Origin of the sequence: Streptomyces sp. R33 (assembly GCF_041200175.1) — a bacterium.
In the GTDB taxonomy this organism is placed as follows: Bacteria; Actinomycetota; Actinomycetes; order Streptomycetales; family Streptomycetaceae; genus Streptomyces; species Streptomyces katrae_B.
This window is the reverse complement of record NZ_CP165727.1, coordinates 6,069,686-6,093,340: the sequence shown is the minus strand read 5'-3', so window position 1 is coordinate 6,093,340 and position 23,655 is coordinate 6,069,686. Positions and strand designations below refer to the sequence as shown.

The 23,655-nt window shown below is 72.5% G+C and carries 24 protein-coding genes; 11 read left to right on the top strand and 13 right to left on the bottom strand.

All coding sequences use genetic code 11. The features are described from left to right. The first annotated feature begins 7 nt into the window (after positions 1–7). From AB5J51_RS28050 to AB5J51_RS28040, 3 genes are all read left to right on the top strand, one after another. A complete protein-coding gene (locus tag AB5J51_RS28050; protein WP_030291700.1) occupies positions 8–631 on the top strand; it encodes a GntR family transcriptional regulator in 624 nt (207 codons plus the stop codon). A gap of 221 nt (positions 632–852) precedes the next feature. Beyond that, a complete protein-coding gene (aceE, locus tag AB5J51_RS28045) occupies positions 853–3,534 on the top strand; it encodes a pyruvate dehydrogenase (acetyl-transferring), homodimeric type (protein WP_053785122.1) in 2,682 nt (893 codons plus the stop codon). A 117-nt stretch (positions 3,535–3,651) separates the two neighbouring features. After that, complete coding sequence (locus AB5J51_RS28040) at positions 3,652–4,170, top strand: DUF4240 domain-containing protein (protein WP_053785121.1); 519 nt, start codon at positions 3,652–3,654, stop codon at positions 4,168–4,170. A gap of 3 nt (positions 4,171–4,173) precedes the next feature. Here AB5J51_RS28040 and AB5J51_RS28035 read toward each other — a convergent pair whose 3' ends face one another. Further along, entirely contained in the window at positions 4,174–4,944 is a 771-nt protein-coding gene (locus AB5J51_RS28035) for an SDR family NAD(P)-dependent oxidoreductase (RefSeq protein ID WP_136224559.1), read from the bottom strand. 87 nt (positions 4,945–5,031) lie between these two features. On the opposite strand from AB5J51_RS28035, the gene AB5J51_RS28030 reads away from it, so the two are divergent. Both AB5J51_RS28030 and AB5J51_RS28025 read left to right on the top strand, forming a co-directional pair. Beyond that, positions 5,032–5,715 (top strand): TetR family transcriptional regulator, encoded by a 684-nt coding sequence (locus AB5J51_RS28030; protein ID WP_053785119.1) that lies wholly within the window; start codon positions 5,032–5,034, stop codon positions 5,713–5,715. 187 nt (positions 5,716–5,902) lie between these two features. Then, positions 5,903–7,042, top strand: coding sequence for a serine protease (locus AB5J51_RS28025; RefSeq protein ID WP_369778962.1), 1,140 nt, complete (start codon positions 5,903–5,905; stop codon positions 7,040–7,042). 62 nt (positions 7,043–7,104) lie between these two features. On the opposite strand, the gene AB5J51_RS28020 is transcribed toward AB5J51_RS28025, so the two are convergent. Further along, positions 7,105–7,428, bottom strand: coding sequence for a hypothetical protein (locus tag AB5J51_RS28020; RefSeq protein ID WP_369778961.1), 324 nt, complete (start codon positions 7,426–7,428; stop codon positions 7,105–7,107). Positions 7,429–7,641: 213 nt separating this feature from the next. Next, complete coding sequence (gene glnA, locus AB5J51_RS28015) at positions 7,642–9,051, bottom strand: type I glutamate--ammonia ligase (protein ID WP_053785116.1); 1,410 nt, start codon at positions 9,049–9,051, stop codon at positions 7,642–7,644. Between the two features lie 184 nt (positions 9,052–9,235). On the opposite strand from glnA, the gene AB5J51_RS28010 reads away from it, so the two are divergent. Further along, positions 9,236–9,703, top strand: a complete 468-nt coding sequence (locus AB5J51_RS28010) for an RDD family protein (RefSeq protein WP_369778960.1) — start codon at positions 9,236–9,238, stop codon at positions 9,701–9,703. 95 nt (positions 9,704–9,798) lie between these two features. On the opposite strand, the gene AB5J51_RS28005 is transcribed toward AB5J51_RS28010, so the two are convergent. The 5 genes from AB5J51_RS28005 to AB5J51_RS27985 form a co-directional block, all read right to left on the bottom strand. After that, positions 9,799–10,497, bottom strand: coding sequence for a DUF4191 domain-containing protein (locus AB5J51_RS28005; RefSeq protein ID WP_053785114.1), 699 nt, complete (start codon positions 10,495–10,497; stop codon positions 9,799–9,801). A gap of 10 nt (positions 10,498–10,507) precedes the next feature. Then, a complete protein-coding gene (locus AB5J51_RS28000; protein WP_030291684.1) occupies positions 10,508–10,705 on the bottom strand; it encodes a hypothetical protein in 198 nt (65 codons plus the stop codon). 279 nt (positions 10,706–10,984) lie between these two features. Continuing rightward, the gene (lipA, locus tag AB5J51_RS27995; RefSeq protein ID WP_030291682.1) at positions 10,985–11,932 is read right to left on the bottom strand and encodes a lipoyl synthase; all 948 of its coding nucleotides are present in this window, start codon (positions 11,930–11,932) and stop codon (positions 10,985–10,987) included. Positions 11,933–12,042: 110 nt separating this feature from the next. Then, on the bottom strand, positions 12,043–12,840 hold the full coding sequence (gene lipB, locus AB5J51_RS27990) for a lipoyl(octanoyl) transferase LipB (protein WP_136224556.1): 798 nt from the start codon (positions 12,838–12,840) through the stop codon (positions 12,043–12,045). Between the two features lie 77 nt (positions 12,841–12,917). Next, complete coding sequence (locus tag AB5J51_RS27985; protein WP_369778959.1) at positions 12,918–13,235, bottom strand: hypothetical protein; 318 nt, start codon at positions 13,233–13,235, stop codon at positions 12,918–12,920. A 173-nt stretch (positions 13,236–13,408) separates the two neighbouring features. Between AB5J51_RS27985 and AB5J51_RS27980 the strand changes: the two genes are divergently transcribed. Then, a complete protein-coding gene (locus tag AB5J51_RS27980) occupies positions 13,409–14,866 on the top strand; it encodes a regulator (RefSeq protein WP_369778958.1) in 1,458 nt (485 codons plus the stop codon). Between the two features lie 82 nt (positions 14,867–14,948). Here the strand turns inward: AB5J51_RS27980 and AB5J51_RS27975 are convergent, their stop codons facing one another. From AB5J51_RS27975 to AB5J51_RS27965, 3 genes are all read right to left on the bottom strand, one after another. Further along, positions 14,949–16,205 (bottom strand): FAD-dependent oxidoreductase, encoded by a 1,257-nt coding sequence (locus AB5J51_RS27975; protein WP_369778957.1) that lies wholly within the window; start codon positions 16,203–16,205, stop codon positions 14,949–14,951. Between the two features lie 252 nt (positions 16,206–16,457). Further along, on the bottom strand, positions 16,458–17,351 hold the full coding sequence (locus AB5J51_RS27970) for a TIGR01777 family oxidoreductase (RefSeq protein WP_369778956.1): 894 nt from the start codon (positions 17,349–17,351) through the stop codon (positions 16,458–16,460). A 153-nt stretch (positions 17,352–17,504) separates the two neighbouring features. Beyond that, positions 17,505–18,206, bottom strand: a complete 702-nt coding sequence (locus AB5J51_RS27965; RefSeq protein WP_053785211.1) for a VIT family protein — start codon at positions 18,204–18,206, stop codon at positions 17,505–17,507. An 89-nt stretch (positions 18,207–18,295) separates the two neighbouring features. Between AB5J51_RS27965 and AB5J51_RS27960 the strand changes: the two genes are divergently transcribed. Further along, positions 18,296–19,456 (top strand): PP2C family protein-serine/threonine phosphatase, encoded by a 1,161-nt coding sequence (locus tag AB5J51_RS27960; protein WP_369778955.1) that lies wholly within the window; start codon positions 18,296–18,298, stop codon positions 19,454–19,456. Between the two features lie 147 nt (positions 19,457–19,603). Here the strand turns inward: AB5J51_RS27960 and AB5J51_RS27955 are convergent, their stop codons facing one another. Next, the gene (locus AB5J51_RS27955) at positions 19,604–19,861 is read right to left on the bottom strand and encodes a hypothetical protein (protein WP_136224551.1); all 258 of its coding nucleotides are present in this window, start codon (positions 19,859–19,861) and stop codon (positions 19,604–19,606) included. Positions 19,862–19,968: 107 nt separating this feature from the next. Here AB5J51_RS27955 and AB5J51_RS27950 point away from each other — a divergent pair, with 107 nt between their 5' ends. The 3 genes from AB5J51_RS27950 to AB5J51_RS27940 all read left to right on the top strand — a co-directional run bounded on the left by AB5J51_RS27950 (position 19,969) and on the right by AB5J51_RS27940 (position 22,604). Next, a complete protein-coding gene (locus AB5J51_RS27950) occupies positions 19,969–20,334 on the top strand; it encodes an ArsC/Spx/MgsR family protein (protein ID WP_030291666.1) in 366 nt (121 codons plus the stop codon). A gap of 49 nt (positions 20,335–20,383) precedes the next feature. Beyond that, positions 20,384–21,883 (top strand): PLP-dependent aminotransferase family protein, encoded by a 1,500-nt coding sequence (locus AB5J51_RS27945; RefSeq protein ID WP_369778954.1) that lies wholly within the window; start codon positions 20,384–20,386, stop codon positions 21,881–21,883. A gap of 97 nt (positions 21,884–21,980) precedes the next feature. After that, on the top strand, positions 21,981–22,604 hold the full coding sequence (locus AB5J51_RS27940; RefSeq protein WP_369778953.1) for a hypothetical protein: 624 nt from the start codon (positions 21,981–21,983) through the stop codon (positions 22,602–22,604). Positions 22,605–22,650: 46 nt separating this feature from the next. On the opposite strand, the gene AB5J51_RS27935 is transcribed toward AB5J51_RS27940, so the two are convergent. Beyond that, positions 22,651–23,607, bottom strand: a complete 957-nt coding sequence (locus AB5J51_RS27935; protein WP_369780328.1) for a Gfo/Idh/MocA family protein — start codon at positions 23,605–23,607, stop codon at positions 22,651–22,653. Between the last annotated feature and the right edge of the window lie 48 nt (positions 23,608–23,655).

Below are 23,655 nucleotides of genomic sequence, written 5' to 3'. Positions count from 1 at the left end.
CCGGATGATCACCCCACCCGTTGTGCACTCGCTGCGCGAGCAGATCCGCGAGCACATCGTGGAGGGGATCGTCAGCGGGCGCTGGAAGCCCGGCGAGCGGATCGTCGAGCGGCGGATCGCCGTCGAGCTCGAGGTCAGCCAGACGCCCGTGCGCGAGGCGCTGCGCGAGCTGGAGACGCTGCGGCTGATCGAGTCGGCGCCGAACAAGGGCGTGCGCGTCCGGAACCTGTCGGCGGCCGACCTGGAGGAGATCTACCCGGTCCGGGCCGGCCTGGAGCAGATCGCGGCCGAGCTGGCCGCGCCCCGGCTGGCGGCCGACTGCTCGGCGCTGGAGCCGCACGTGGCGGCCCTGTGGGAGGCCGACCGCACGGAGGACGGGACCGCGCAGGTGCGGCACACCGTCGGGTTCCACCGGGAGCTGGTGCGGGCGGCCGGGAACAGCGTGCTGCTGCACACGTGGGAGAGCCTGGGCATCGAGGTGTTCACGGCCCTGTCCATCCGCTGGCTCGGAACCGTCCAGAAGTCGTACGCCGAGGAGCACGCGGCCCTCGTGGAGGCGTTCCGCAATCAGGATCCGGACATCGGCGTGCTGGTGAAGCGGCACGTCCTGGGGTGCGCACCCCGCGCCTGACGGGTCACTCTGTCCCGGTTTGCCCGGCACCGGGTGCCTGATTTCCTGGCACCGGGTGCCGACTTTTGGCCGGATGGCCATTTCAACGTCACATTCGTTTGATCGATCATCGATCAGCGATTTACAGTCGACGACGGACCCCACCCGGGCCCATCGACCCTGTCCTGCCCGTCAGGGATTTCTTCACCACCTCTCCTTTGTCCGGAAGGCGGCGCACACCGATGTCCGACCCCGTAGGAAAGCTTCCGAGCGAGCTCGACCAGCTCCCGGACCGCGACACCGAGGAGACCGCCGAATGGGCGGCCTCCCTCGACGCCGTCGCCAAGGCCGCCGGTACGCGCCGCGCCGAATACCTGCTCCGCCGCACCCTCCAGCACGCCGAGGCCGCCGGCCTCGCCCTGCCGAAGCTGCTGGAGACGGACTACGTCAACACCATCCCCACCTCCGCCGAGCCCGAGTTCCCGGGCGACGAGGAGATGGAAGCCAAGATCACCGCATGGAACCGCTGGAACGCGGCCGCCATGGTGACCCGCGGCTCCAAGTACGGCGTCGGCGGCCACATCGCCACCTTCGCCTCGGCGGCCTGGCTCTACGAGACCGGCTTCCAGCACTTCTTCCGCGGGAAGGAGGCCGACGGATCGGGCGACCAGCTCTACATCCAGGGCCACGCCTCCCCCGGCATCTACGCCCGCGCCTTCCTCGACGGGCGCATCTCCGAGCAGCAGCTCGACAACTTCCGCCAGGAGTCCGGCGGCAACGGCCTGCCGTCCTACCCGCACCCGCGGCGCCTGCCGTGGCTGTGGGAGTTCCCCACGGTCTCCATGGGCCTCGGCCCGCTGTCCGCGATCTACCAGGCGCGCTTCAACCGCTACCTGCAGAACCGCAGCATCAAGGACACCGCGAACTCGCACGTCTGGGCCTTCCTCGGCGACGGCGAGATGGACGAGCCCGAGTCGACCGCCGCCCTGGCCCTCGCCTCCCGCGAGCAGCTCGACAACCTGACCTTCGTCATCAACTGCAACCTGCAGCGCCTCGACGGTCCGGTCCGCGCCAACTTCCGCGTGGTCCAGGAGCTGGAGGCCCAGTTCCGCGGCGCCGGCTGGAACGTCATCAAGTCGCTGTGGGGCTCCGCCTGGGACGAGCTGTTCCAGCTCGACACCACGGGCGCCCTGGTACGCCGCCTGCGCGAGGTACCGGACGCGCAGTTCCAGACGTACGCGACCCGCGACGTGGCCTACATCCGCCAGCACTTCTTCGGCGCGAACGCCGAGCTCGTCGCCCTGGGCGGCCTGCTCTCCGACGCGAAGATCGCCGAGTGCTTCCACAGCTCCCGCGGCGGCCACGAGCCCCGCAAGGTCTACGCCGCGTACAAGGCCGCCCTGGAGCACAAGGGCGCGCCGACGGTCATCCTCGCGCAGACCGTCAAGGGCTACACGCTGGGCGCCGGGTTCGAGTCGAAGAACGCGAACCACCAGATGAAGAAGCTGACGACCGACGAGTTCAAGGACATGCGTGACCTCCTTGGCCTCCCGATCCCCGACAGCGCCTTCGTCGACGGCAAGGTCCCGTACGGCCACCCGGGCGCGAACAGCCCCGAGGTGCAGTACCTGAACGAGCGCCGCGCGGCCCTCGGCGGCCCGGCCCCCGCCCGCAAGGTCCACCACGTGGCCCTGCCGGCTCCGGCCGAGCGCTCCTTCGCCCCGCTGCTCAAGGGCTCCGGCAAGCAGGAGATGGCCACCACCATGGCCTTCGTCCGGCTCGTCAAGGACCTGATGCGGGACAAGGAGACCGGCAAGCGCTGGGTCCCGATCGTCCCCGACGAGGCGCGTACCTTCGGCATGGAGTCCCTGTTCCCGTCGGCCGGCATCTACTCGCCGCTGGGTCAGACGTACGAGCCGGTCGACCGCGACCAGCTGATGTACTACAAGGAAGCCAAGGACGGCCAGATCCTCAACGAGGGGATCACCGAGGCCGGTGCCATGGCCGACTTCATCGCCGCCTGCACGTCGTACGCGACGCACGGCGAGCCGATGATCCCGTTCTACATCTTCTACTCGATGTTCGGCTGGCAGCGCACCGCCGACCAGATGTGGCAGCTCGCCGACCAGCTCGGCAAGGGCTTCATCGTCGGCGCCACCGCCGGCCGCACCACGCTGACCGGCGAGGGCCTGCAGCACGCGGACGGCCACTCGCACCTGATCGCGTCCACGAACCCGGCCTCGCTCAACTACGACCCGGCGTTCGCGTACGAGATCGCGGTGATCGTCAAGGACGGTCTGCGCCGCATGTACGGCGAGCAGCCCGAGGACGTCTTCTACTACCTGACGGTCTACAACGAGCCGAAGGTGCAGCCGGCCATGCCGGAGGGCGTGGAGGAAGGCATCCTGCGCGGCCTCTACCGCTTCAACGAGGCCTCCTCACTGGAGTCGGCCCCGGCCGCCGACGCCCCGAAGATCCAGCTGATGGCCTCGGGTACGGCGATCCACTGGGCGCTGGAGGCGCAGCAGCTGCTCGCCGCCGACTGGAACGTGGCCGCCGACGTCTGGTCCGCCACCTCCTGGGGCGAGCTGCGCCGCGACGCGCTGGAGTGCGACGAGGCACTGCTGCGCGGCGAGATGCGCACCCCGTACGTCACCCGCGCGCTCGAGGGCGTCACCAGCCCGGTGCTGGCCGTCTCCGACTGGATGCGCCAGGTCCCGGACCAGATCAGCCAGTGGGTGGAGCAGGACTGGACCTCGCTCGGTACGGACGGCTTCGGCCTGTCCGACACCCGCGAGGGCGCCCGCCGCCACTTCGGCGTCGACGCGCAGTCGATCGTGGTGGCCGCGCTGGCCCAGCTCGCCCGCCGCGGCGAGGTGCCGGCGTCCGCCATCAAGGAGGCGCGCGAGCGCTACGGCCTGTAAGGCAACGGCACGGTACGGCCGAAGGCCGGTGTCCACCCCCGTCACAGGGGTGGACACCGGCCTTTGGCCGTATGAGCGGTGGCGGCGAGGGGGCTCACCCGTGATGCTGGAGCGGTGATGGACGAGACGGAGTTCTGGGAGATCGTCGACCGTACCCGCGAGGCCGCCGAGGGCGACCCCGAGGAACACGCCGAGCTGCTCGTGGAGCGGCTGGCGCAGCTCGATCCGGACTCCGTCCTGGACTTCGCCCGGCACTTCGAGTCCCGGTACAACCGGGCGTACACGTGGGACCTGTGGGGCGCGGCCTGGGTCCTGCTCGACGGGGCGAGCGACGACGCGTTCGACTACTTCCGGTGCTGGCTGATCGGCCAGGGCCGGGAGGTCTTCGAGGGCGCGGTGCACGACCCCGACGCGCTCGCGGAGCTCCTGGACGAGTTCGACGAGGACATCGACGGGGACGGCGAGGAGCTCGGGTACGCGGCCGACGAGGCGTACGAGCAGCTGACGGGCGCGGTGGCACCGGACTTGGGGATTCCGCTGCAGGCGGCCGAGCCGGAGGGCACCCCGCTGGACTTCGAGAACGAAGCCGTGCTCGCGGAGCGCTTCCCCCGGCTGTGGGACCGCTTCAGGGGCTGATCCCTAGTAGTGGGTGCCGCCGTCGATCCGGATCTCGGTACCGGTGATGAAGGCGCCGTCCTCGGAGCCCAGCATGGCGACGACGCCGGCGACGGTCTGCGGACCGGCGAAGCCCTGGCCGATGGCCGGGGCCAGCTTCGTGAACAGGCTCCAGTCGGTGTCCTCGGGCAGGCCGGGGCCGTTGCCCGTGGTCATGCCGCTCTCGATGGAGCCGGGCGCGACGGCGACGAAGCGCAGGCCCTGCTTGCTGTACTCGGCGGCCAGCGCGTGGGTCATGGACTGGATGCCGCCCTTGCTGGCCGCGTACGCGGACATGTAGGGGTGGGCGAAGGACGCCGAGGTGGAGCTGAAGTTCACGACGACCGGCTGGTCGCCCTCCAGCAGCGCCGGGAGCGCCTCGCGGATCACCAGGAAGGTGCCGGTGAGGTTGACCGCAATGACCTTGTTCCAGAACTCGAGCGTGGTCTGGTGGGTGTGCGCGGAGCGCAGGATGCCGGCGGCGTTGACGAGCACGTCGAGCCCGCCGAGGCTCCGGACGGCGGCGGCGACGCCGCTCTGCACGGCGGCCTCGTCGGATATGTCGAGGACGGCGGTGGTGAGCCGGTCCGCGCACCCGTCGGCGGCGGCCTGCTCCGCGGTGCGCTTGAGCCCCTCGTCGTTGACGTCCACGGTGTGCACGCGGCCGCCCTCGGCGAGGATGCGGTGGACCGTGGCCTGGCCGATGCCGGAGCCGCCGCCGGTGATGAGGACGCGACGTCCTTCGTAACGGTTCATGGGGGCGAGCGTACCGAGTCGATGGCACGTTTTGCCAGGGCGTCAAAGCGTGCAATTACTCTCGTTCCCGGGAGGTAGGCTTCACCCGTGAGATCCCCTCGTCCGTACTCTCCCCAGGCCGGCCCCGGAGCCCAGTCGCTGACCGAGCGCCGCAAGGCCGCCACCCAGCTCGACATCGCCCGCGCGGCCTGCGAACTCTTCGCCGAGCACGGCCCCGACGGCACCACCGCCGAGGACATCGCGCACCGCGCCGGCGTGGCCCTGCGCACGTTCTACCGGTACTTCCGCAACAAGCAGGAGGCCGTGGCCCCGCTGCTCGCCGGCGGCGGCGACGCCTGGCGCGCCCTCCTCGCCGAGGAGGACCCCGGCACCCCGCTCGACGCGGCGCTGGAACGCGCGGTGACCCGCTCGCTCAGCGACCTCCACGCGATCGAGGAGGGCCTGGAGGTGACCCGCGGCCTGCTCCGTGCGGCCGCCTCCGACGAGGCGCTGCGGGCGGTCTGGTACCGGGTGAACCAGGACTCCGAGGAGCGCCTCGTCCCGGTGATCGCCCGCCTGGCCGGCGAGGACGCCGACCCCCTGGGCGTCCGCCTCCTCGCAGCGGCCGCCACGGACGCCATCCGCATCGCCCTGGAACTCTGGTCGACCACGGAAGCCCCGGTAGCCGGCCCGGGCTCCCCCCCGGAACTGGCGGTCCGCTGCCTCCGCGAACTGACGAGCGGCATGTCCCTGCTCCGGGGGGTGCGGGGAGCCGGTCCGGCTTCGGCCTAGTCCAGGGACGCGCGTATCGCCGTCGCCGCAAGGCGCTCCGCGAGGCGACTCAACTCTCCGCCGCCGGTCGGAAGTTGGGTCGCGATTCCATCCAGACGTCTCACACAGCGCGTTCACAGAATGCCCATGCCCGTGGTGTTCACTGACACGGCGCGACAGGAGGATACGTCAACTGGAGAGGTAGAGCGTGTTAGTACGCAGCACCCGCAGGACGACCGCAGCCGTCCTCATGGCCATGGCCATGATCCCGGCCACCCTCACGACCGCCTCGGCGGGCGAGACCCCGGCAGCACCGGCAGTCCCGGCGGTGACGGTCGGCAAACAGGCCACAGACCCGCAGAAGGTGCGGGACTTCTGGACCCCGGAGCGCGTCAAGAAGGCCCTCGCCAACGAGAAGGGCGACCAGTCCGTCGTCGCCCGTGACGCGAAGGCCGCCGCCGACAAGGCGGCGTCCGAAGCGACCGACACCGCCGGAAGGGCACGAGGTGCGGGCCTGACGGCCGAGGCTCCGCAGGTTCGCCCGGCGAAGAAGACCGGCACGGCCTCGACCATGGCGGCCGCGGCCGACGTGCCCGAGATGCCCGTCGCCCGCAAGGTGCCGTTCCCGCAGAACTCCCCGGCCACCGTCGTCGGGAAGATCGTGTTCATCGACGACGCCGGCAAGGAACACGGCTGTACCGGGGCGTCGATCGCCGCCGACGGCAACAACACCGTCTGGACCGCCGGACACTGCGTCCACCCCGGCGACGGACGCGGCTCGGACGGCTTCTACGACCTGGTGCTGTTCATCCCCGGCTACAAGGAAGACCCCACCAGCCCTGGTGACTACCAGGCTCCCTGGGGCGAATGGGCGGCCCGGTCGTTCGTGGCCCCTCAGGCATGGACCCGCGACAAGGACTACGAGGAGGGCGACCTCGCCGCCTTCACCGTCTCCGCCCCGACCGGCTACACGAACCTGACCGACACCGTCGGCGCGCTCGGCTACAAGTTCGGGTACGGCTCCGACTGGTCCGACATCATCGACTCCGGCTTCCCCGGCGAGGGCTTCAACCGCACCGACATGGACGGCTACACCCAGTTCTACTGCACGGGTGACGTCGTGGACGCGGTGGACTGGTACCCGTGGGACAACCGCCTGGAGATGGACTGCGACATGGGCGCGGGCGCGTCCGGCGGCCCCATGGCAACCCCCGAGGGCCGGATCGTCGGCGCGAACTCCCACGTCGAGACCGACGACAACGACGTCCGCATCAACGACAACCTGTACTCCTCGGACCACGGGGATCAGGCCGTCGCGGTGATCAACGCGATCAACGCCAACAACTAGCCCCGTACGGCAGAGGGGCCCGCAGCCGGACGATCGGCTGCGGGCCCCTCTGCCGTGCCCGATCAGTCAGCCCGGCGGGCCATGCCCGGGTCGATGCCCTCGGCCTTCGGGGCGTTGACCACCTTCTGGTGCAGATACCGGCCCCGGATCTCCTCCGCGGTCAGCACCTCCCACCCTTCCGGCAGCCCCTTGCCCGCCTTCTCCAGCTCGGCCGCCCACGCCGCCACGAGCGCCTCGCGGGACTGCGGCACCGCCGAACCGGACGCAGCCTGCGGGCCGATCGTCACCTCGGGAGTCCGGTCCCACAGCACCCCGGAGAGGAACCCGCCGGCCGCCCCGACGAGCAGCAACCCGGCTCCCGCACCCCACAACCACCTTCGCGTCATCGCACTCCTCCCTCTGCAGCCGCGCCCCCGCCACCGTGCCACACCGGCCCGCCGGCCGATACGGCGACGACCCGGGCTCCCTGTCGCACCTCGTGCCCGACAGCGAGGCGAAAACACGAAGGGCCGTCGACGGAGTCTTCCGCAAGGGGAGACACCGGCGACGGCCCGAAGACGGCCCAGGGGGACGGAAAAGCGTCCTGACCTGCGGCTGACTTAAATGTCGAAGTAGAGCTCGAACTCGTGCGGGTGGGGGCGCTGGGCGATCGGGGCGATCTCGTGCGTGCGCTTGTAGTCGATCCAGGTCTCGATCAGGTCCGGGGTGAAGACACCGCCGGCCAGGAGGTACTCGTGGTCGTCCTCCAGGGCCTTGAGGACGTCCTCGAGGCTGGTCGGGACCTGCGGGACGCTCGCGTGCTCGTCCGGGGAGAGCTCGTAGAGGTCCTTGTCGATCGGCTCCATCGGCTCGATCTTGTTCTTCACGCCGTCGAGGCCGGCCAGCAGGAGGGCCGCGAACGCCAGGTACGGGTTCGAGGACGGGTCCGGGGCGCGGAACTCGACGCGCTTGGCCTTCGGGTTCGAGCCCGTGATCGGGATGCGCATCGCGGCGGAGCGGTTGCGCTGCGAGTACACCATGTTGACCGGCGCCTCGAAGCCCGGGACCAGGCGGTGGTACGAGTTCACCGTCGGGTTGGTGAAGGCGAGCAGCGACGGGGCGTGCTTGAGGATGCCGCCGATGTAGTAGCGGGCGGTGTCCGACAGGCCCGCGTAGCCGGCCTCGTCGTAGAACAGCGGGTCGCCGTTCGCCCACAGCGACTGGTGCACGTGCATGCCCGAGCCGTTGTCACCGAAGATCGGCTTCGGCATGAAGGTCGCGGTCTTGCCGTTGCGCCAGGCGACGTTCTTCACGATGTACTTGAAGAGCATCAGGTCGTCGGCCGCGGCCAGCAGCGTGTTGAACTTGTAGTTGATCTCGGCCTGGCCGCCGGTGCCGACCTCGTGGTGCTGGCGCTCGACCTGGAGGCCCTGGGCGTCCAGCTCGAGGGAGATCTCGGCGCGCAGGTCGGCGAAGTGGTCGACCGGGGCGACCGGGAAGTAGCCACCCTTGTAGCGGACCTTGTAGCCGCGGTTGTTCTCCTCGGAGCCGGTGTTCCAGGCGCCGGCCTCGGAGTCGATGTGGTAGAAGCCCTCGTTCGCGGAGGTCGCGAAGCGCACGCTGTCGAACACGTAGAACTCGGCCTCGGGGCCGAAGTACGCGGTGTCGGCGATGCCGGTGGAGGCGAGGTACGCCTCGGCCTTCTTCGCGATGTTGCGCGGGTCGCGGCTGTAGGCCTCGCCCGTGATCGGGTCGTGGATGAAGAAGTTGATGTTGAGCGTCTTGTCCTTGCGGAACGGGTCCAGACGCGCGGTGCTGATGTCGGCACGCAGCGCCATGTCGGACTCGTGGATCGCCTGGAAGCCGCGGATCGAGGAGCCGTCGAAGGCGAGCTCCTCCGCCGGGTCGAATGCCCGAGCCGGGATGGTGAAGTGCTGCATCACACCAGGCAGGTCGCAGAAGCGGACGTCGACGAACTTGACGTCGTTCTCCTCGATGTACTGCTTCACTTCGTCGGCGTTCTGGAACATCCAACTCCTCCTACTCCCGACCCCGGGGCAGGGCGGGCTTTATAGCTCGTGGTGCGTCAGTGCGGTGCCGCACGCTGACCCGACCATAAGCAGGCGGGATTTCTCAAGCATGACCCATTTGTTTCGCTCAAGTTAACCAGGGTCCCGCCGGAACGCCGTGGGACACCACCGGTACCGTGGTCGGGTGGACAACAGACAGGCAATCGGATCCTGGCTCTCCGGCCCCCGCGCGGCCGCCGAGGACATGGGCGTCGACTTCGGCTACCGGGGCCAGCGGCTCGGCCTGCCCCAGGAGGGGCCCGGCTCGGTGGCGCGCTTCGGCCGCCGCCTCGGCGCCCTCGGCATCGACTGGGTCGGCTGCCAGGTGATCGCATACGGGCTGATCACGGGCGGCAACGCGACCGCCACGGGTAACTGGACCCTGGCGCTCTTCGTGGTGTTGAGCATCCTCACCATCGGCACCGTGGGATTCACTCCCGGGAAGCGGCTCGTGGGCCTGCGGGTCGTCGCGGAGGGCGGCGGCCGCCTCGGCCTCGGCCGGGTCGTGCTGCGCACCGTGCTGCTCGCCCTCGTCATCCCGGCGCTGGTCTGGGACCGGGACGGGCGCGGCCTGCACGACCGCCTCGCCCGCGCCGTCCAGGTCCGCATCTAGCCGGACGCGGTACGACGGACGGAACAGAGGGGCGCCCCCGGACCGACAGGTCCGGGGGCGCCCCTCTGTTCGTATACGAAAATCAGCTGAGCCGGTCAGCGCATCTTTCCGCCGCGCGGCATCCGCATGCCCTTCGGCATCGGGCCCTTCGGCAGCGGCATGTTGCTCATGAGGTCACCCATGGCACGCAGCTTGTCGTTGACCTGGGTGATCTGCGGGCCGGCCAGCGTGCGCGGCAACTTGAGCAGCGTCGTGCGCAGCTTCTTCAGCGGGACCTCGCCCTCGCCGGTGCCCACGATGAAGTCGTACACCGGGATGTCCGGCATGATCCGGGCCAGCTTCTTCTTCTCGGCGGCGAGCATCGGCTTCAGCCGGTTCGCATTGCCCTCGGCGATCAGGACGATGCCCGCCTTGCCGACGGCCCGGTGGACGATGTCCTGGCTCCGGTTCATCGCGACGGCCGGGGTGGTCGTCCAGCCCCGTCCCACGTTGTCCAGTACGGCCGCGGCCGCGCCCGGCTGTCCCTCCATCTGCCCGAAGGCAGCCCGCTCGGCCCGCCGTCCGAAGACGATCGCCATCGCGAGGAACGCCACCAGGAAGCCCAGGATGCCCAGGTAGACCGGGTGGTCGATCAGGAAGCCGATCGCAAGAAAGACACCGAAGGTGACGATTCCCACGCCCGCGACGATCAGACCGACCTTCGGGTCGGCCTTGCGCGTCATCTTGTACGTCAGGGCGATCTGCTTCAGTCGCCCGGGGTTCGCAGCAGTCTCTGCGTTTGACTTCCTCGCCATACAGCGAAGTTTACGTGGCCTGCGAGGTCCGGGTCGCCGCGGCCTCGAGTACGTGCTCGGTTTCGACCCGGTCCTTGGCTCGGCGGCGGTCCTCGAGGACCGCGGTCCAGGCGTTGCGGCGGGCGCCGCTCATGAGCAGCGACTCGATGCCCCGGAAGGCGTCGGTGAACGACGGAATGGCAATGGCGCGTACGGGCGCGGCCTGCATGATGTCGATCCCTTTCACGGTGCTCATGTCGGTCTGGGTGCGCGTCGGGCGTGCGTCGGCGGTGGGCGACGGCGTGCGCGGTGCGTGGACCCATCGTCACTGACTGGTGTTACCAGGGCATGACCGGCCGGTCAAACGGTGATGAAACATTTACGCGGCCCGCCGGGCTCTTCGTTACAAAAAAGAGCCTAGGGGCCGCGTCGATGCGGTGTTACCCGTTGGTAAGACTTTGTGCGTGAGTTCACACAGTCCGTGTGGTAGCGCGCGTCACACCTGCACTCAGACCCGGCTGCGCTTCTCCATCGCCTGCTGGTAGAGGCGCCCGGCGCGGTACGAGGAACGGACCAGCGGGCCCGACATCACGCCGGAGAAGCCGATCTCCTCGGCCTCCTTCGCCAGCTCCACGAACTCGGCCGGCTTCACCCAGCGCTCGACGGGGTGGTGCCGCGGCGAAGGCCGCAGGTACTGGGTGATGGTGATGAGCTCGCAGCCGGCCTCGTGCAGCTCCTTCAGCGCCTCCGAGACCTCCTCGCGCTCCTCGCCCATGCCCAGGATCAGGTTGGACTTGGTGACGAGGCCATAGGCGCGGGCCTGCCGGATCACGTCGAGCGAGCGCTCGTAGCGGAAGCCGGGGCGGATCCGCTTGAAGATCCGCGGCACCGTCTCGACGTTGTGCGCGAAGACCTCGGGGCGGGAGGCGAAGACCTCCTCCAGCAGCTCCGGGACCGCGTTGAAGTCGGGGGCCAGCAGCTCGACCTTGGTGTGGCCGGTCTCGCGGCCCGCCGTCTGCTGGTGGATCTGGCGCACGGTCTCTGCGTACAGCCAGGCACCGCCGTCGGCCAGGTCGTCGCGCGCGACGCCCGTGATCGTGGCGTAGTTCAGGTCCATCGTGACGACCGACTCGCCGACGCGGCGCGGCTCGTCCCGGTCCAGGGCCTCGGGCTTGCCCGTGTCGATCTGGCAGAAGTCACAGCGCCGGGTGCACTGGTCGCCACCGATGAGGAAGGTGGCCTCGCGGTCTTCCCAGCATTCGTAGATGTTGGGGCAACCGGCCTCCTGGCACACGGTGTGCAGTCCTTCGCCCTTCACCAGGGCCTGCATCTTCGTGTACTCGGGACCCATCTTCGCCCGGGTCTTGATCCACTCGGGCTTGCGCTCGATGGGCGTCTGGGCGTTACGGACCTCGAGGCGCAGCATCTTGCGTCCGTCGGGTGCGACTGCGGACACGACCGGCTCCCTGTGACTTCGATTCTTCGGCGCCCACCAGGGTACGCCCGTAATTTCATACGCTCTTACGTCCGCCAACCTGGGGGGCGGCGGTCGCATTCCCCCGGGCGTCAGCCGGCGGCCGGCTCGATCTCCCGGGGCCGCAGCTCGGCCTGCTCCAGTACGCCCTTCAGGTGACGTTCGACGACCGGCAGCACCTCGGCGATGGTGATCTCCCGGCCCAGTTCGTACGAGAGCGAGGTCACACCGGCGTCCCGGATCCCGCACGGGATGATCCGGTCGAACCAGGTGCTGTCCGGGTTCACGTTGATCGCGAAGCCGTGCATGGTGACGCCCTTGGCGACGCGGATGCCGATCGCGGCGAGCTTGCGGTCCTCGCGGCGCTGGCCGGCGTTGGAGGGGGCGTACTCGGGGCCGTTCAGGCGCGGGTCGAACTCCTCGTCCGTCAGCCGCGGGTCGAAGTCGAGGGAGAGGCCGCCGATCTTCGGACGCTCGTCGATCGGGTCGCCCAGCACCCACACGCCGGAGCGGCCCTCGACCCGGGTGGTCTCCAGGCCGAACTCGGCGGCGGTGCGGATCAGCGCCTCCTCCAGGCGGCGGACGTGCGCGACGACGTCGACGGGGCGGGGCAGCTTCATGATCGGGTAGCCGACCAGCTGGCCCGGGCCGTGCCAGGTGATCTTGCCGCCGCGGTCCACGTCCACGACGGGTGTGCCGTCCAGCGGCCGCTCGTTGTCGGCGGTGCGCCGGCCGGCGGTGTAGACGGGCTCGTGCTCCAGCAGCAGGCAGGTGTCGCCTATCTCGTCCGCGAAGCGCGCGGCGTGGACCCGCCGCTGCTCCTCCCAGGCCCGGGTGTACTCGACGTAATCGGGTCCGAAGCCCAGACGGACAAACCCAAGCTCAGCCACCGCAGCGCCTCCTCGTTGAACCTGCCGTGTGCACGTATCGTGCCAAGCCAAGAGTACGGCGGCCGGATTCCGACCCCTCAGTCACCCGTCGGCGGCCCTGGCGGCGGCCCGTCCTGCGGGCCCGGCGGCAGCGGCCTGGGCCGCCTGCGGCCCCGGGGCGGCCGGTCCGGGTCCTCGTCGGCCCGCGGCAGCCGCCGGTGGCCCTCGGAGTGGTCGTTGACCCAGCCGCAGACCCCGCACGCGTACCGGCCGTCCAGGCCCGCGATGTACGTGCCGCACCGGCGGCACTCGGCCTCGGTCAGCTCGGGCGCCGTCAGCGGCGCGGGCAGCCCGGGCGCGGGCAGTGGCGCGGTGGCGTCGGCGGAGGGCTCCGCCGCGGTGGGCCTGCGGGTCATGTCGCGCAGCGTACGCGGACGGAAGGGGGCGGTCCGTAAAGAGCCCTACCGATTCTGCACACGATCGGATGAATGTGGGACAGAGGGGGCGGCATGAGCGGAGTTCGCCGCTACATTCACGCCGTTCACAGGGCCGGGACTCCGGTCCGTCACGTCAGGAAACCGTGGAGCCGATGACGGAACGACCTGCCCAGCGCGTCCCCAACCGGCAGCTCGCGGCGCTGATCGCGGAAGCCGGGTTCTCCAACGCCGGTCTGGCCCGCCGCGTCGACCAGCTCGGCCTGGAGCACGGTCTCGATCTGCGGTACGACAAGACCTCCGTGACCCGGTGGCTGCGCGGGCAGCAGCCGCGCGGGACCACCCCGGCGCTGATCGCCGAGGTCTTCACCCGGCGCCTGGGCCGGCGGCTCTCCGCACAGGACCTGGGCCTGGACGCCTGCGCGCCCGTCTACGCCGGTCTGGAGTTCGCGGCCACCCCGGAGGAGGCCGTCGACATCGCCAGCGGGCTCTGGCGCAAGGACTCCGGCTCCCACGCCGAGCTGCGGAAGATCGCGTTCACCCCGGCCGGGCTGGTCGTGCCCAGCCGGGACTGGCTCATCGGGCGGCCCGACGAGCGCGTGGGCCGCGGCGCGGACCCGGCGGCGGCGGCGGCCGCGGCGGCGGCCCGCGTCCCGGTGCAGGGGCGCAGCTCGGTGCCCCGCCAGCGGCAGATCGACCGGGGCCCCGGCCAGCGGGTGACCGGCGGGGACATCGCGGCGCTGCGGTCGGTGAGCGAGCTGTTCCGGACCCTGGACCAGACCTACGGCGGCGGGCACGCCCGGCAGGCCCTGGTGCGCTACCTCGAGCACGAGGCCGAGCCCATGCTCCGCGGCACCTACGGGGAGACCACCGGGCGGCGGCTGTTCTCGGCCGCTGCCGACCTGACCCGGCTCGCGGGCTGGACCTCGTACGACATCGCCGCGCACGGGCTCGCCCAGCGGTACTTCGTGCAGGCGCTGCGCCTCGCGCAGGCCGCCGGGGACCGGCCGTACGGCTCGTACGTGCTGGTGACCATGAGCCGGCAGGCCGTGTACCTCGGCCACGGCCGGGAGGCCGTGCAGCTGGCCCGCGTCGCGCAGCAGGGCGTCGGCTCGGGGCCGCCGCCCGTGGTGCAGGCGCTCCTGCACTCGGCGGAGGCGCGCGGGCACGCGGTGCTCGGCGAGGTCCGGGCGGCGACGGCCTCGCTGGTGCGGGCCGAGCGCGCGCTGGGTGCGGCCCGGCCGGGGGACGACGTACCCCACTGGGCGCGATTGTTCGACGAGGCGCAGCTGGCGGACGAGTTCGGGCACTGCCACCGGGACCTCCAGCAGTACCGGGCCTCGGCTCAGCACGCGGAGCGGTCCCTGCAGTTGCGGGCGCCCGCGTTCGCGCGCTCGCGGCTGTTGTGCCGGGTGGTGCTGGCCACGGCGCGGCTGGGGCTGGGCGAGCTGGACCAGGCGTGCGCGCTGGGTGCGGAGGCGGCGCAGCAGGCGATGGAGATGCGGTCGGTGCGCGCGGTGGAGTACGTACGGGACTTCGAGCGCCGGCTGGAGCCGTACCGGGACGCCTCGGCGGTGCGGACGTACCGGGACCGGGTGGCGGCGCTGTCGTGAGCTGCTGATACGGGGTCAGGCGTGGGCCCGGTTCCGCGGGGCGGAACCGGGCCCTGGCGCCGTGGTGCTCAGGCCATGGTTCTCAGGCCACCGCCGGAAGGGCGGGTTCCGCGCTCGCCGGGAGCCGGATGCCGAAGTCGCGCAGGGCGGCCGTGGCGGCGCGGCGGGCCGAGTGCAGTGCCCCCTGGACGGTGTTGGAGTCGCGGTGGTCGCCGCACACGTACAGCCCGGCCAGGACCCGGACCGGACGGCGCAGGTCATGGGGCGGCGACATCGCGGGGACGGCCTCCGGGGTGTGGTGCACGGCCAGCAGCTCCCAGTCCCGGGTGCCGGTCTCGTACAGCCGGGACAGGCGCGAGGCGACCGTCCGCGCGGGCGGCGGCGGGCCGAGCACGGTGGTGGTGACCAGGCTCCGGCCGGCCGGGGCCCGCGTCGGGTCGACCGCGCTCATCACGGCGGTGTGCGCGACGGGCCAGCGCGGATCGCCGTCGAGCAGGAGCGAGCCGTCCCGCGGGAGCGGGGCGGCGGTGGCGTGGTGGATGACGGTGATCTCGTGGAACTCCGGCACCCGCAGCCCCGGCAGCAGTTCGGCGGCGGCCCGCGCGCCGGTCGCCAGGACGGCGGAGCGGCAGCTGAAGTCGCCGTGCTCCTCGGTGGTGACGAGTCGGGTCGCCACCGACCGGACCCGGACCCCGGTGCGCACCGTGCCGGGCGGCAGGGTGGCGGCGAGCAGCCCGGGCAGGGTGGCGGCGCCGCCCTCGGGCACGGCGAGCCGGCCGCGGGCGAAGGTGCGCAGGGCGAGGTCGGCGACGCGGCTGGAGGTGGTGAGCTCCGGATCGCGCAGCAGGGCGGCGAGCAGGGGCCGCAGGGTCGTGCCGTGGGCCCGGGAGCGCAGGGCGGCGAGTGCCGTGCGCTCGGGGCGGGCCAGTACGCGTTCCACGGGCACGGCGGCGAGCCGGCCGAGGTAGGCGCTGAGCCGGGCCTGGTCGAAGGAGCCGCTGGCCAGCGCACGGGCCGGGGTCAGCGCTCCGGCGCGCAGCTGCCTGCCGTCCGTGTGGACGAGCACCCCCGGTGCGAAGGGCCGCAGGACCAGTCCGGCCAGGCCGGGGGTCCGGTCGAGCTCCGTGTACGAGGTGTTGAGCAGCTGCCCGATCCGGTCCAGCCGGAATCCGTCGACGTGCTCGGTGGCCATCCGGCCGCCGGGATCGTCGGCGGCCTCCAGAACGGTGACCGTGACCCCTGCCGCGATCAGGTGGTGTGCGGCCGCGAGTCCTGAGACCCCGGCTCCTACGATGACGACGTCCGCATGCTGTGCGGCGCGGTGTGAGCTGCTGAGCACGTGCCCCTCCCCGAGGTCGGCGCGGCTGTGTGGGGATCCTCCTTCCCCCAACGGGCTCGATGGGAACCCGAGTTCGGTGCCGTATTACGTCCGACTCCGGTCGCACACCGGTCGCATCCGGGTCACGACCGGTCGCACGGCGCCGGAGCCGCGCGCCGCGGTGGGGGTCCGGGACGGAGCGAGCGGCTAGGGGGTGTCTGACGGGTCGGGGTCGGATAGACCCGGGCCCGGCCCTGATCCGTCAGACACCCCCTAGCGGGCGAGCGCGGCGCGGATCGCCTCGTTGATGCCCGGGTGCCGGAAGGTGAACCCCGTCTCCAACAGCCGGGCGGGCCGTACCCGCTGACTGCCGAGAACGTCCCCGGCGAACTCCCCCAGGACCACGCGCAAGGCGGGCGCCGGTACGGGGAACGGCGTCGGCCGGTGCAGTACCCGGCCCATCGCGGCGGTGACCTCACGGTTGGTCAGCGGCTCGGGGGCGGTCAGGTTGACGGGGCCGGACAGCTCCGGGGTGTCGATGGCGTGCCGCAGCGCGGCGATCTCGTCGTGCATGGAGATGAAGGACCAGTACTGCCGGCCGTTGCCGAGCCGGCCGCCGATCCCGGCGCGGAAGATCGGGAACAGCTTGCCCCAGGCCCCGCCCTCGGCGGCGACCACCAGTCCGGTCCGGGCGAAGACCGTCCGTACGCCGGCCTCCTGGGCGGGGGCGGCGGCCGCCTCCCACTCGATGCAGACCTCGGGCAGGAAGCCCTGCCCCGCCGGGGCGTGCTCGTCGACGGCGCGGTCGCCGGTGTCGCCGTAGTAGCCGATGGCGGAGCCGCAGACGAAGACGGCGGGGGGCGCATCGAGCGCGGCGATCGCCCGGGCCAGGGCGCTGGTTCCCGCCACCCGGCTGTCCCGGATCTCCTTCTTGTAGGCGGCGGTCCACCGGTGTTCGCCGACCCCGGCCCCCGCTAGGTGGACGACGGCCCCGCAGCCGGCGAGCCCGGCGGGGTCGACGTACCCGCGCCGCGGGTCCCAGGCCGCCTCGTCGGGTGCGGCGGGCGTGCGGCGCACGAAGCGGACGACGTCGTGGCCGTCTGCGCGCAGGGACCGTACGAGGGCTTGGCCGATGAGGCCGGTGGAGCCGGTGATGGCGATACGCATGGGCCCATGATGCAGGTCCGCTGCGCGGTGCATCCGGTGGCGCTGCGCGGGCTCCCCTCCCCGCGCCGCCCTTCCCCCGTTCCCCGGGCCCGGGCCGGACCCGTCCGGGTGCGGCGCCGTCGCCGGCGTCCGAGGCCGGCGGCGGCGGTGGGGTCAGCTCGTGCCCATCCACGTGCCCACCGCGTACGTGACCGTCATGGCCAGGGCGCCGCCCGCGACGTTGCGCAGGACGGCCCGGAGGGGAGGTGCGCCGCCGAGGCGGGCGCTGATCACCCCGCACAGCGTCAGCGCCGCCAGCACCGCCGCCACCGTCACCGGCACCCGCTGCGACGGCCCCGGCAGCACGATCGCCAGCAGCGGGAGCAGCGCCCCCACCGTGAACGCGACCAGGCTCGCGAACGCCGCGTGCCAGGGATTGGCCAGCTCGTCGGGGTCGATCCCGAGCTCCACCCGCGCGTGCGCCTTCAGCGCGTCCCGCTCCGTCAGCTGCTCCGCCGCCTCCCGCGCCAGCTCCCGGCTCAGGCCCCTGCCCTCCAGCAGCTCGGTCAGTTCCGCCAGCTCCGCCTCGGGCTCCTGCAACAGCTCCTGCCGCTCCGTCTCCAGCGCGGCCTGCTCCGAGTCCCGCTGGGAGCTCACCGAGACGTACTCCCCCGCCGCCATCGACAGCGACCCCGCCAGCAGCCCGGCCACCCCCGCCGCCAGGATCGACGCCCGCGAGGTGGTGGCCCCGGCCACGCCCACCACCAGGCCGGCCGTGGAGATGATCCCGTCGTTCGCGCCGAGCACCCCCGCCCGCAGCCAGTTCAGCCGCGTGCTGATCGCCGCGCTCTGCTCCACCCCGTCCGTGTGCGTCACGGGACCACTGTCGGCGCCCGGACCCCGCAGGTCCACCCGGCAGGCCGGTCCGGCGTGCGCGGCCCGGGCCCCGGTACCAGGGTGGAGGGGTGAGACGCCGACGCGAGGAGCCTGGCTGGCTGCACGGGAAGCCGCCACCACGCTGGGCGCGGCTCGCGCCTCCCGTGGCGCTGGTGGCGCTGGTGTTCGCACAGGCCGCCACGCCGGGCGACATCGAGCTGGGCTACTTCCTGGCCGGACTGCCCCCGGTCGCGGCCTTCGCGTACGGCCCGGCCGGCACCGCCGTCTTCGCCGGGATCGTGCTGCTGCTGCTCGGCGTGTCGTCGCTCGGGATCGGGCACGCCCAGGGCGCGGACCTGGCCACCGTGGCCGTGGTCGCGCTGCTCAGCGTGGTGATCGCCTGGGTCCGGCGGCGCCGCGACGCGCAGCTGGTCAGCGTACGGACCGTCGCGGAGGCGGCGCAGATGGCGGTGCTGCCGCCGGTTCCGGAACGCGTCGGTCCGGTGCGTTGCGCCGGGCTGTACCGGGCCGCCCAGCGCGGCACGCTGGTGGGCGGCGACCTGTACGACGTACGGGTCGGGCCGTACGGGGTACGGGCTCTGGTCGGGGACGTGCAGGGGCACGGCCTGGCGGCGGTCGGCACGGTGGCGGCGCTGCTCGGCGCCTTCCGCGAGGGGGTGCTGGACGATCCGGAGCTCGCGGGGGTGGCCGCCCGGCTGGACCGCAGACTGCTGGCGGACACGGCGGGGGCTACGGGTGCGGCGGAGTCGGCCGGCTCCGCGGGGTCGATGGGCCCGGCCGGCCCGGGCGACGCCACCGTCGAGCATCCGGAGCTGTTCGCGACGGCGCTGCTGCTCGAGTTCCCGCCCGGGCTGGACCTCGTACGGATCGTCTCGTGCGGGCATCCCCCGGCGCTGCTGCTCCGGGCGGCCACGGTGTCGGAGGTGGCCGTGGAACCGGGCCCTCCGCTGGGGCTCGGGCTCGCCGGAGCGGACCTCGCGGTGGTGGCCGACGTACGGCTGCTGCCGGGCGACCGGCTGCTCGTACACACGGACGGGGTGACGGAGGCCCGCGATGCGGCGGGCGACTTCTACCCCCTGGCCGCCCGGATCCCGGTCCTGGCGAAGGATCCGGCCGGGCTGGTCGAGGCGGTGTGGCAGGACCTGGTGGCGTTCACCGACGGCGGGCCGCGCGACGACGTGGCCGTGCTGGTGCTGTCGCTCCCGGACGGGGCGGCCGCCCCTCGATGACCGGGCGGTCCTGATCACGTGACCTGATCACGTGGCCGCGGTCGCGTGGCCGCGGTCGCGTGGCCGCGGTCGCGGTCGCGTCGTCGTCGGGCAGAGCGTCCGAGAACGCTCTGCCCGACGCGTCCGACCATCGCCCCTGTCGGTTGCTCAGGCTCCGTTGCTGATGATGAAGGCGCGGACCATCTTGCACGTGACGTTCGACGGGCGGTGGATGCCCGTGCGGACGGCCATCGTGCGGATCTTCCGGTTGGTGGCGCGACGGGCGTCGTACGTCCCCGAGTCGAGCAGGGATATCGCCAGCCGCATCGCCTTCAGACGGCGGTTGTGGCTCTCGTACCATTCGCGGGGCAGGCCCGCCGGCAGCGGCTTCTTCTTGACGGGCACCATGGTCGTGGCAGTGGCCATCTACAGCCTCCCAAACGGTAGTTGGCTTCCTGTCGTTCTCCCTCGATTTTACCGGGGACCACTGACAGAAGCCCCTGGCCAGACAGGCTCTGACTAGGCTGTGGCGCATGGAGATCTGGATCAATCCCGCTTGTTCGAAGTGCCGCAGCGCGCTGACCCTGCTGGACGCGGAGGGCGCCGAGTACACGGTGCGCCGCTACCTGGAGGACGTGCCGTCCGAGGACGAGATCCGCGAGGTCCTGGGCCGGCTCGGCCTGGAGCCGTGGGACATCACGCGCACCTCGGACCCGCTCGCGAAGGAGACCGGCGTACGGGACCTGCCGCGCGAGGAGACGGACGAGGCCCGGGGCCGCTGGATCGCCCACCTGGCGGCGCACCCGAAGCTCATCCAGCGCCCGATCATCACGGCGGAGGACGGCACGGCGGTCATCGGCCGCTCGGAGGAAGCGGTCCGCGAGGCCCTGTCCCGCTGAGGCCTGCCGGGCAGCGCAGGGTGCAGGCGCGCCCGCCTACGCTCCCGGTATGACGTCCGACCACACGGCCACCGCCGCCATCGCGTCCGGCACCACCACAGCCGGAACCGGCGGCGGCACGGGCCAAGGCCCAGGCGCAGGCCCCGGCGCGGACGCCGGCACCGGCACCGGCACCGACCTGCATCTCGAGCTGCCCCCGCACGGCGCCCGGCGCACCGCCCTCGCGCAGGCCCTCCGCGAAGCCGTGCGCAGCGGGCGGCTCGCCGGCGGGACCCGGCTGCCGCCCTACCGGGCGCTGGCCGCCGACCTCGGGCTGGCCCGCAACGCCGTCGCCGACGCCTACGCCGAGCTCGTCGCCGAGGGCTGGTTCACCGCCCGGCAGGGCTCCGGGACCCGGGTCGCCGAGGGGGCGGCCATCGCCGCCGCGCCCGCCGCCCCGGCCCCGGCCGCCCCCGAAGGTCCCCGTCACGACCTGCTCCAGGGCAAGCCCGACCCCGCCTCCTTCCCGCGGGGCGCCTGGTCCGCGAGCGCCCGGCGGGCCCTCGCCGAGGCTCCCACCGAGGCCTTCGGGCCCGGCGATCCCCGGGGCCGCCCGGAGCTGCGGCGGGAGCTGGCCGCGTACCTGTCCCGGGCGCGCGGCGTGCGTACCGGCCCGGAGAACGTCGTGATCTGCTCCGGCTTCGCGAACGGCCTGCGGCTCCTCGCGTCGCTGCGGCCCCGCGACTGGGCCGTGGAGGAGTACGGACTCCCGTTCCACCGCAGCATCCTCGAAGCGGCCGGGGTCCGCCCGCACCCCGTCCCCGTCGACGAGGACGGCGCCCGCCCGGACGAGGTCCCGGCCCGGGCCCGCACCCTGCTGCTGACCCCGGCGCACCAGTTCCCGACGGGCTCCCGGCTGCTTCCGGCGCGGCGGGCCGCCGCCGTGGAGTGGGCCCGTACGACCGGCGGACTGATCGTGGAGGACGACTACGACGGGGAGTTCCGCTACGACCGCAAGGCGGTCGGCGCCGTACAGGGCCTGGACCCCGGGCACGTCGTCTACGCGGGCTCGCTGAGCAAGTCCCTCTCCCCCGCCGTCCGCCTGGGCTGGCTGGTGCTTCCGGACCACCTGGTCGACCGGGTCCTTGCGGCGAAGGGGCTGCGGGAGTCCTGGGCGAGCGCCCTGGACCAGCTGGCACTGGCCGACTTCATCGCGTGCGGTGGGTACGACCGTCACATCCGCCGCATGCGGCACCGCTACCGCGACCGCCGCGACCAGCTGGTCTCCGTACTCGCCTCCCGTGCGCCGGAGTTGCGGGTGACGGGCATCTCGGCGGGTCTGCACGCGGTCGTGGAACTCCCGCCGGGGACGGAAGCCGCCGCTCTGGAGGCGGCCCGCGCGGCGGGCCTGGCACTGGACGGCCTCTCGGAATACCGGCACCCGGCCGCCGCCGGGGCGGGCAGGGAGGGCCTGGTGGTGGGCTACGCGGCGCCACCGGACGCGGCGTTCGGCCGGGCGGTGGAAGCACTGGCGCAGGCGATCAGCCGCGCGGGCAGGGCGGGGCGCTGATCCCGGGAGCTCGGCCTCGCCCTCATCTCATCCTCACCCACTCACCCCATAGGGTGTGAAATCAGCCAAATGGGATGCATCTGATCGAAGGACCGGGATGAACGACGACGGGCAGAACGAGCCGAACGAACAGAACGAGCCGAACCGGCAGCAGGCGCAGCCCTTCCCGGCCGACCCCCGGTCCGATCCCCGGTCAGACACCCGGCCCCAGCAACCCGCCGCCGCGCCCCGGCTCCCCCCACCGCGCCGGGGGGCCGACTGGATGTTCGGCGGGGTCTACGGGACCGTGCTCGCGTCTGCACTGCTGGCCGCGCTCGATCAGGAGGGCGACGCGTTCACCCCGTTCTACGACGCCAGCTGGGTGCTGGTCACCGCCTGCGCGGCCGCACTCGCGCACGGCTATTCACACCACATGGCCGGGCATCAGGCCGGCTCCGCCGCCCACCGCCGGCGGGTCCTCTCGCGGGCGCTGTGGAACGAGCGGCCGATGATCGTGGCCACTCTTCCCACGGTCCTGCTGCTGGTCGTCTCCGGGCTCGCCGACTGGGGCTCGTACGAGGTGACCGCCGTCGGGCTCGGCCTGAACACCGCGCTGCTGTTCGCCTGGGGCTCCTTCGTGGCGCTCCGCGTCGGCTACCGGACCGGCCCGGCGCTGCTGATGGGCCTCGCGGACGCGACCATCGGACTGGCCATCATCGTGGCCAACGCCGTCATCAAGTAGCGCCCCGGTCCGGGCCTGCCACGGCCCGGTGCCCGGCCCCGCCCCCTCACTCCGGCAGCTGCGCCTCCGCCTCCGCCAGGATCTCCGTCAGCCTGGCCGCGAACTCCGCGTCTCGCGCGTCCGGCACCCCCGTCCGGGCCGCGGTGAGCAGTGCGTCCAGGGCGCGGCCGTACGCGCCGGGTACGTCGGACCAGTTGGGCAGCGAGAACACGCCCTCGGCCCCGCGCAGCTCCAGCCCCACCCCGGCCGCCGCGGCCGGCGCACCGAGGCTGAGCACCGCGGTGCTGGCAGCGCCCGAGGCGTGGCGCAGTGCGAGCTGGACCACGTCGGAGGGCCCGCGGGTGGCGGTGACGGCCGTGACGTCGCCCAGGACCGGGATCAGGACGGACAAGGCGTGCGGGCCGACGTCCCAGAGCCCACCCTTGGCCTTGCGCCAGGGCGAGGCGGCGTACGCGCTGGGCGTGCCGTCGGGCGGGAAGACGGCGCCGAGCCAGTGCGCGCTCGCGGTGAACCAGCCGGAGCGACCGGCCTGCTCGGCGACCCAGCCGGCGGCCGGCTCGGCGAAGCGCAGGGTGAGGAAGACGACGGAGGCGACGCCGTGCCGGGCGACGGCGTCGGCCACGGCCCGGGCGTCCCGGGCGGTCGTGGCGACGGGCTTGTCGAGCAGCAGCTGGCAGCCCGCCGCGGCGGCGCGCACCGCGAGCGGGGCCTGTACGTCGGGCGGCAGGGCGAAGGCCACGACGTCGCAGTCGGCGAACAGCGCGTCGGGGTCTTCGTACACCTTCACGCCGTACGCGTCGGCGAGCTCGGCGGCGGCTTCGGGGCGGCGGCCCCACACTCCGGCGAACTCGGAGCCGGCGGACTCGGCGGCGGCGTGCGCGGCAAGAGCCGGGGCATGGGTGCGGTGGGCCCAAGGGCCGGTACCCAGCAGGCCGACGCGGGGGCGGGCCGGCAGGCGGGGGGAGTCCGTGGGGGCGGTGGCCGAGGTCAAATCGTACGAAATGCTCACCTGCTCAGTCTGCCCCACTCGGACGGGTGTGCTGCCACCAAC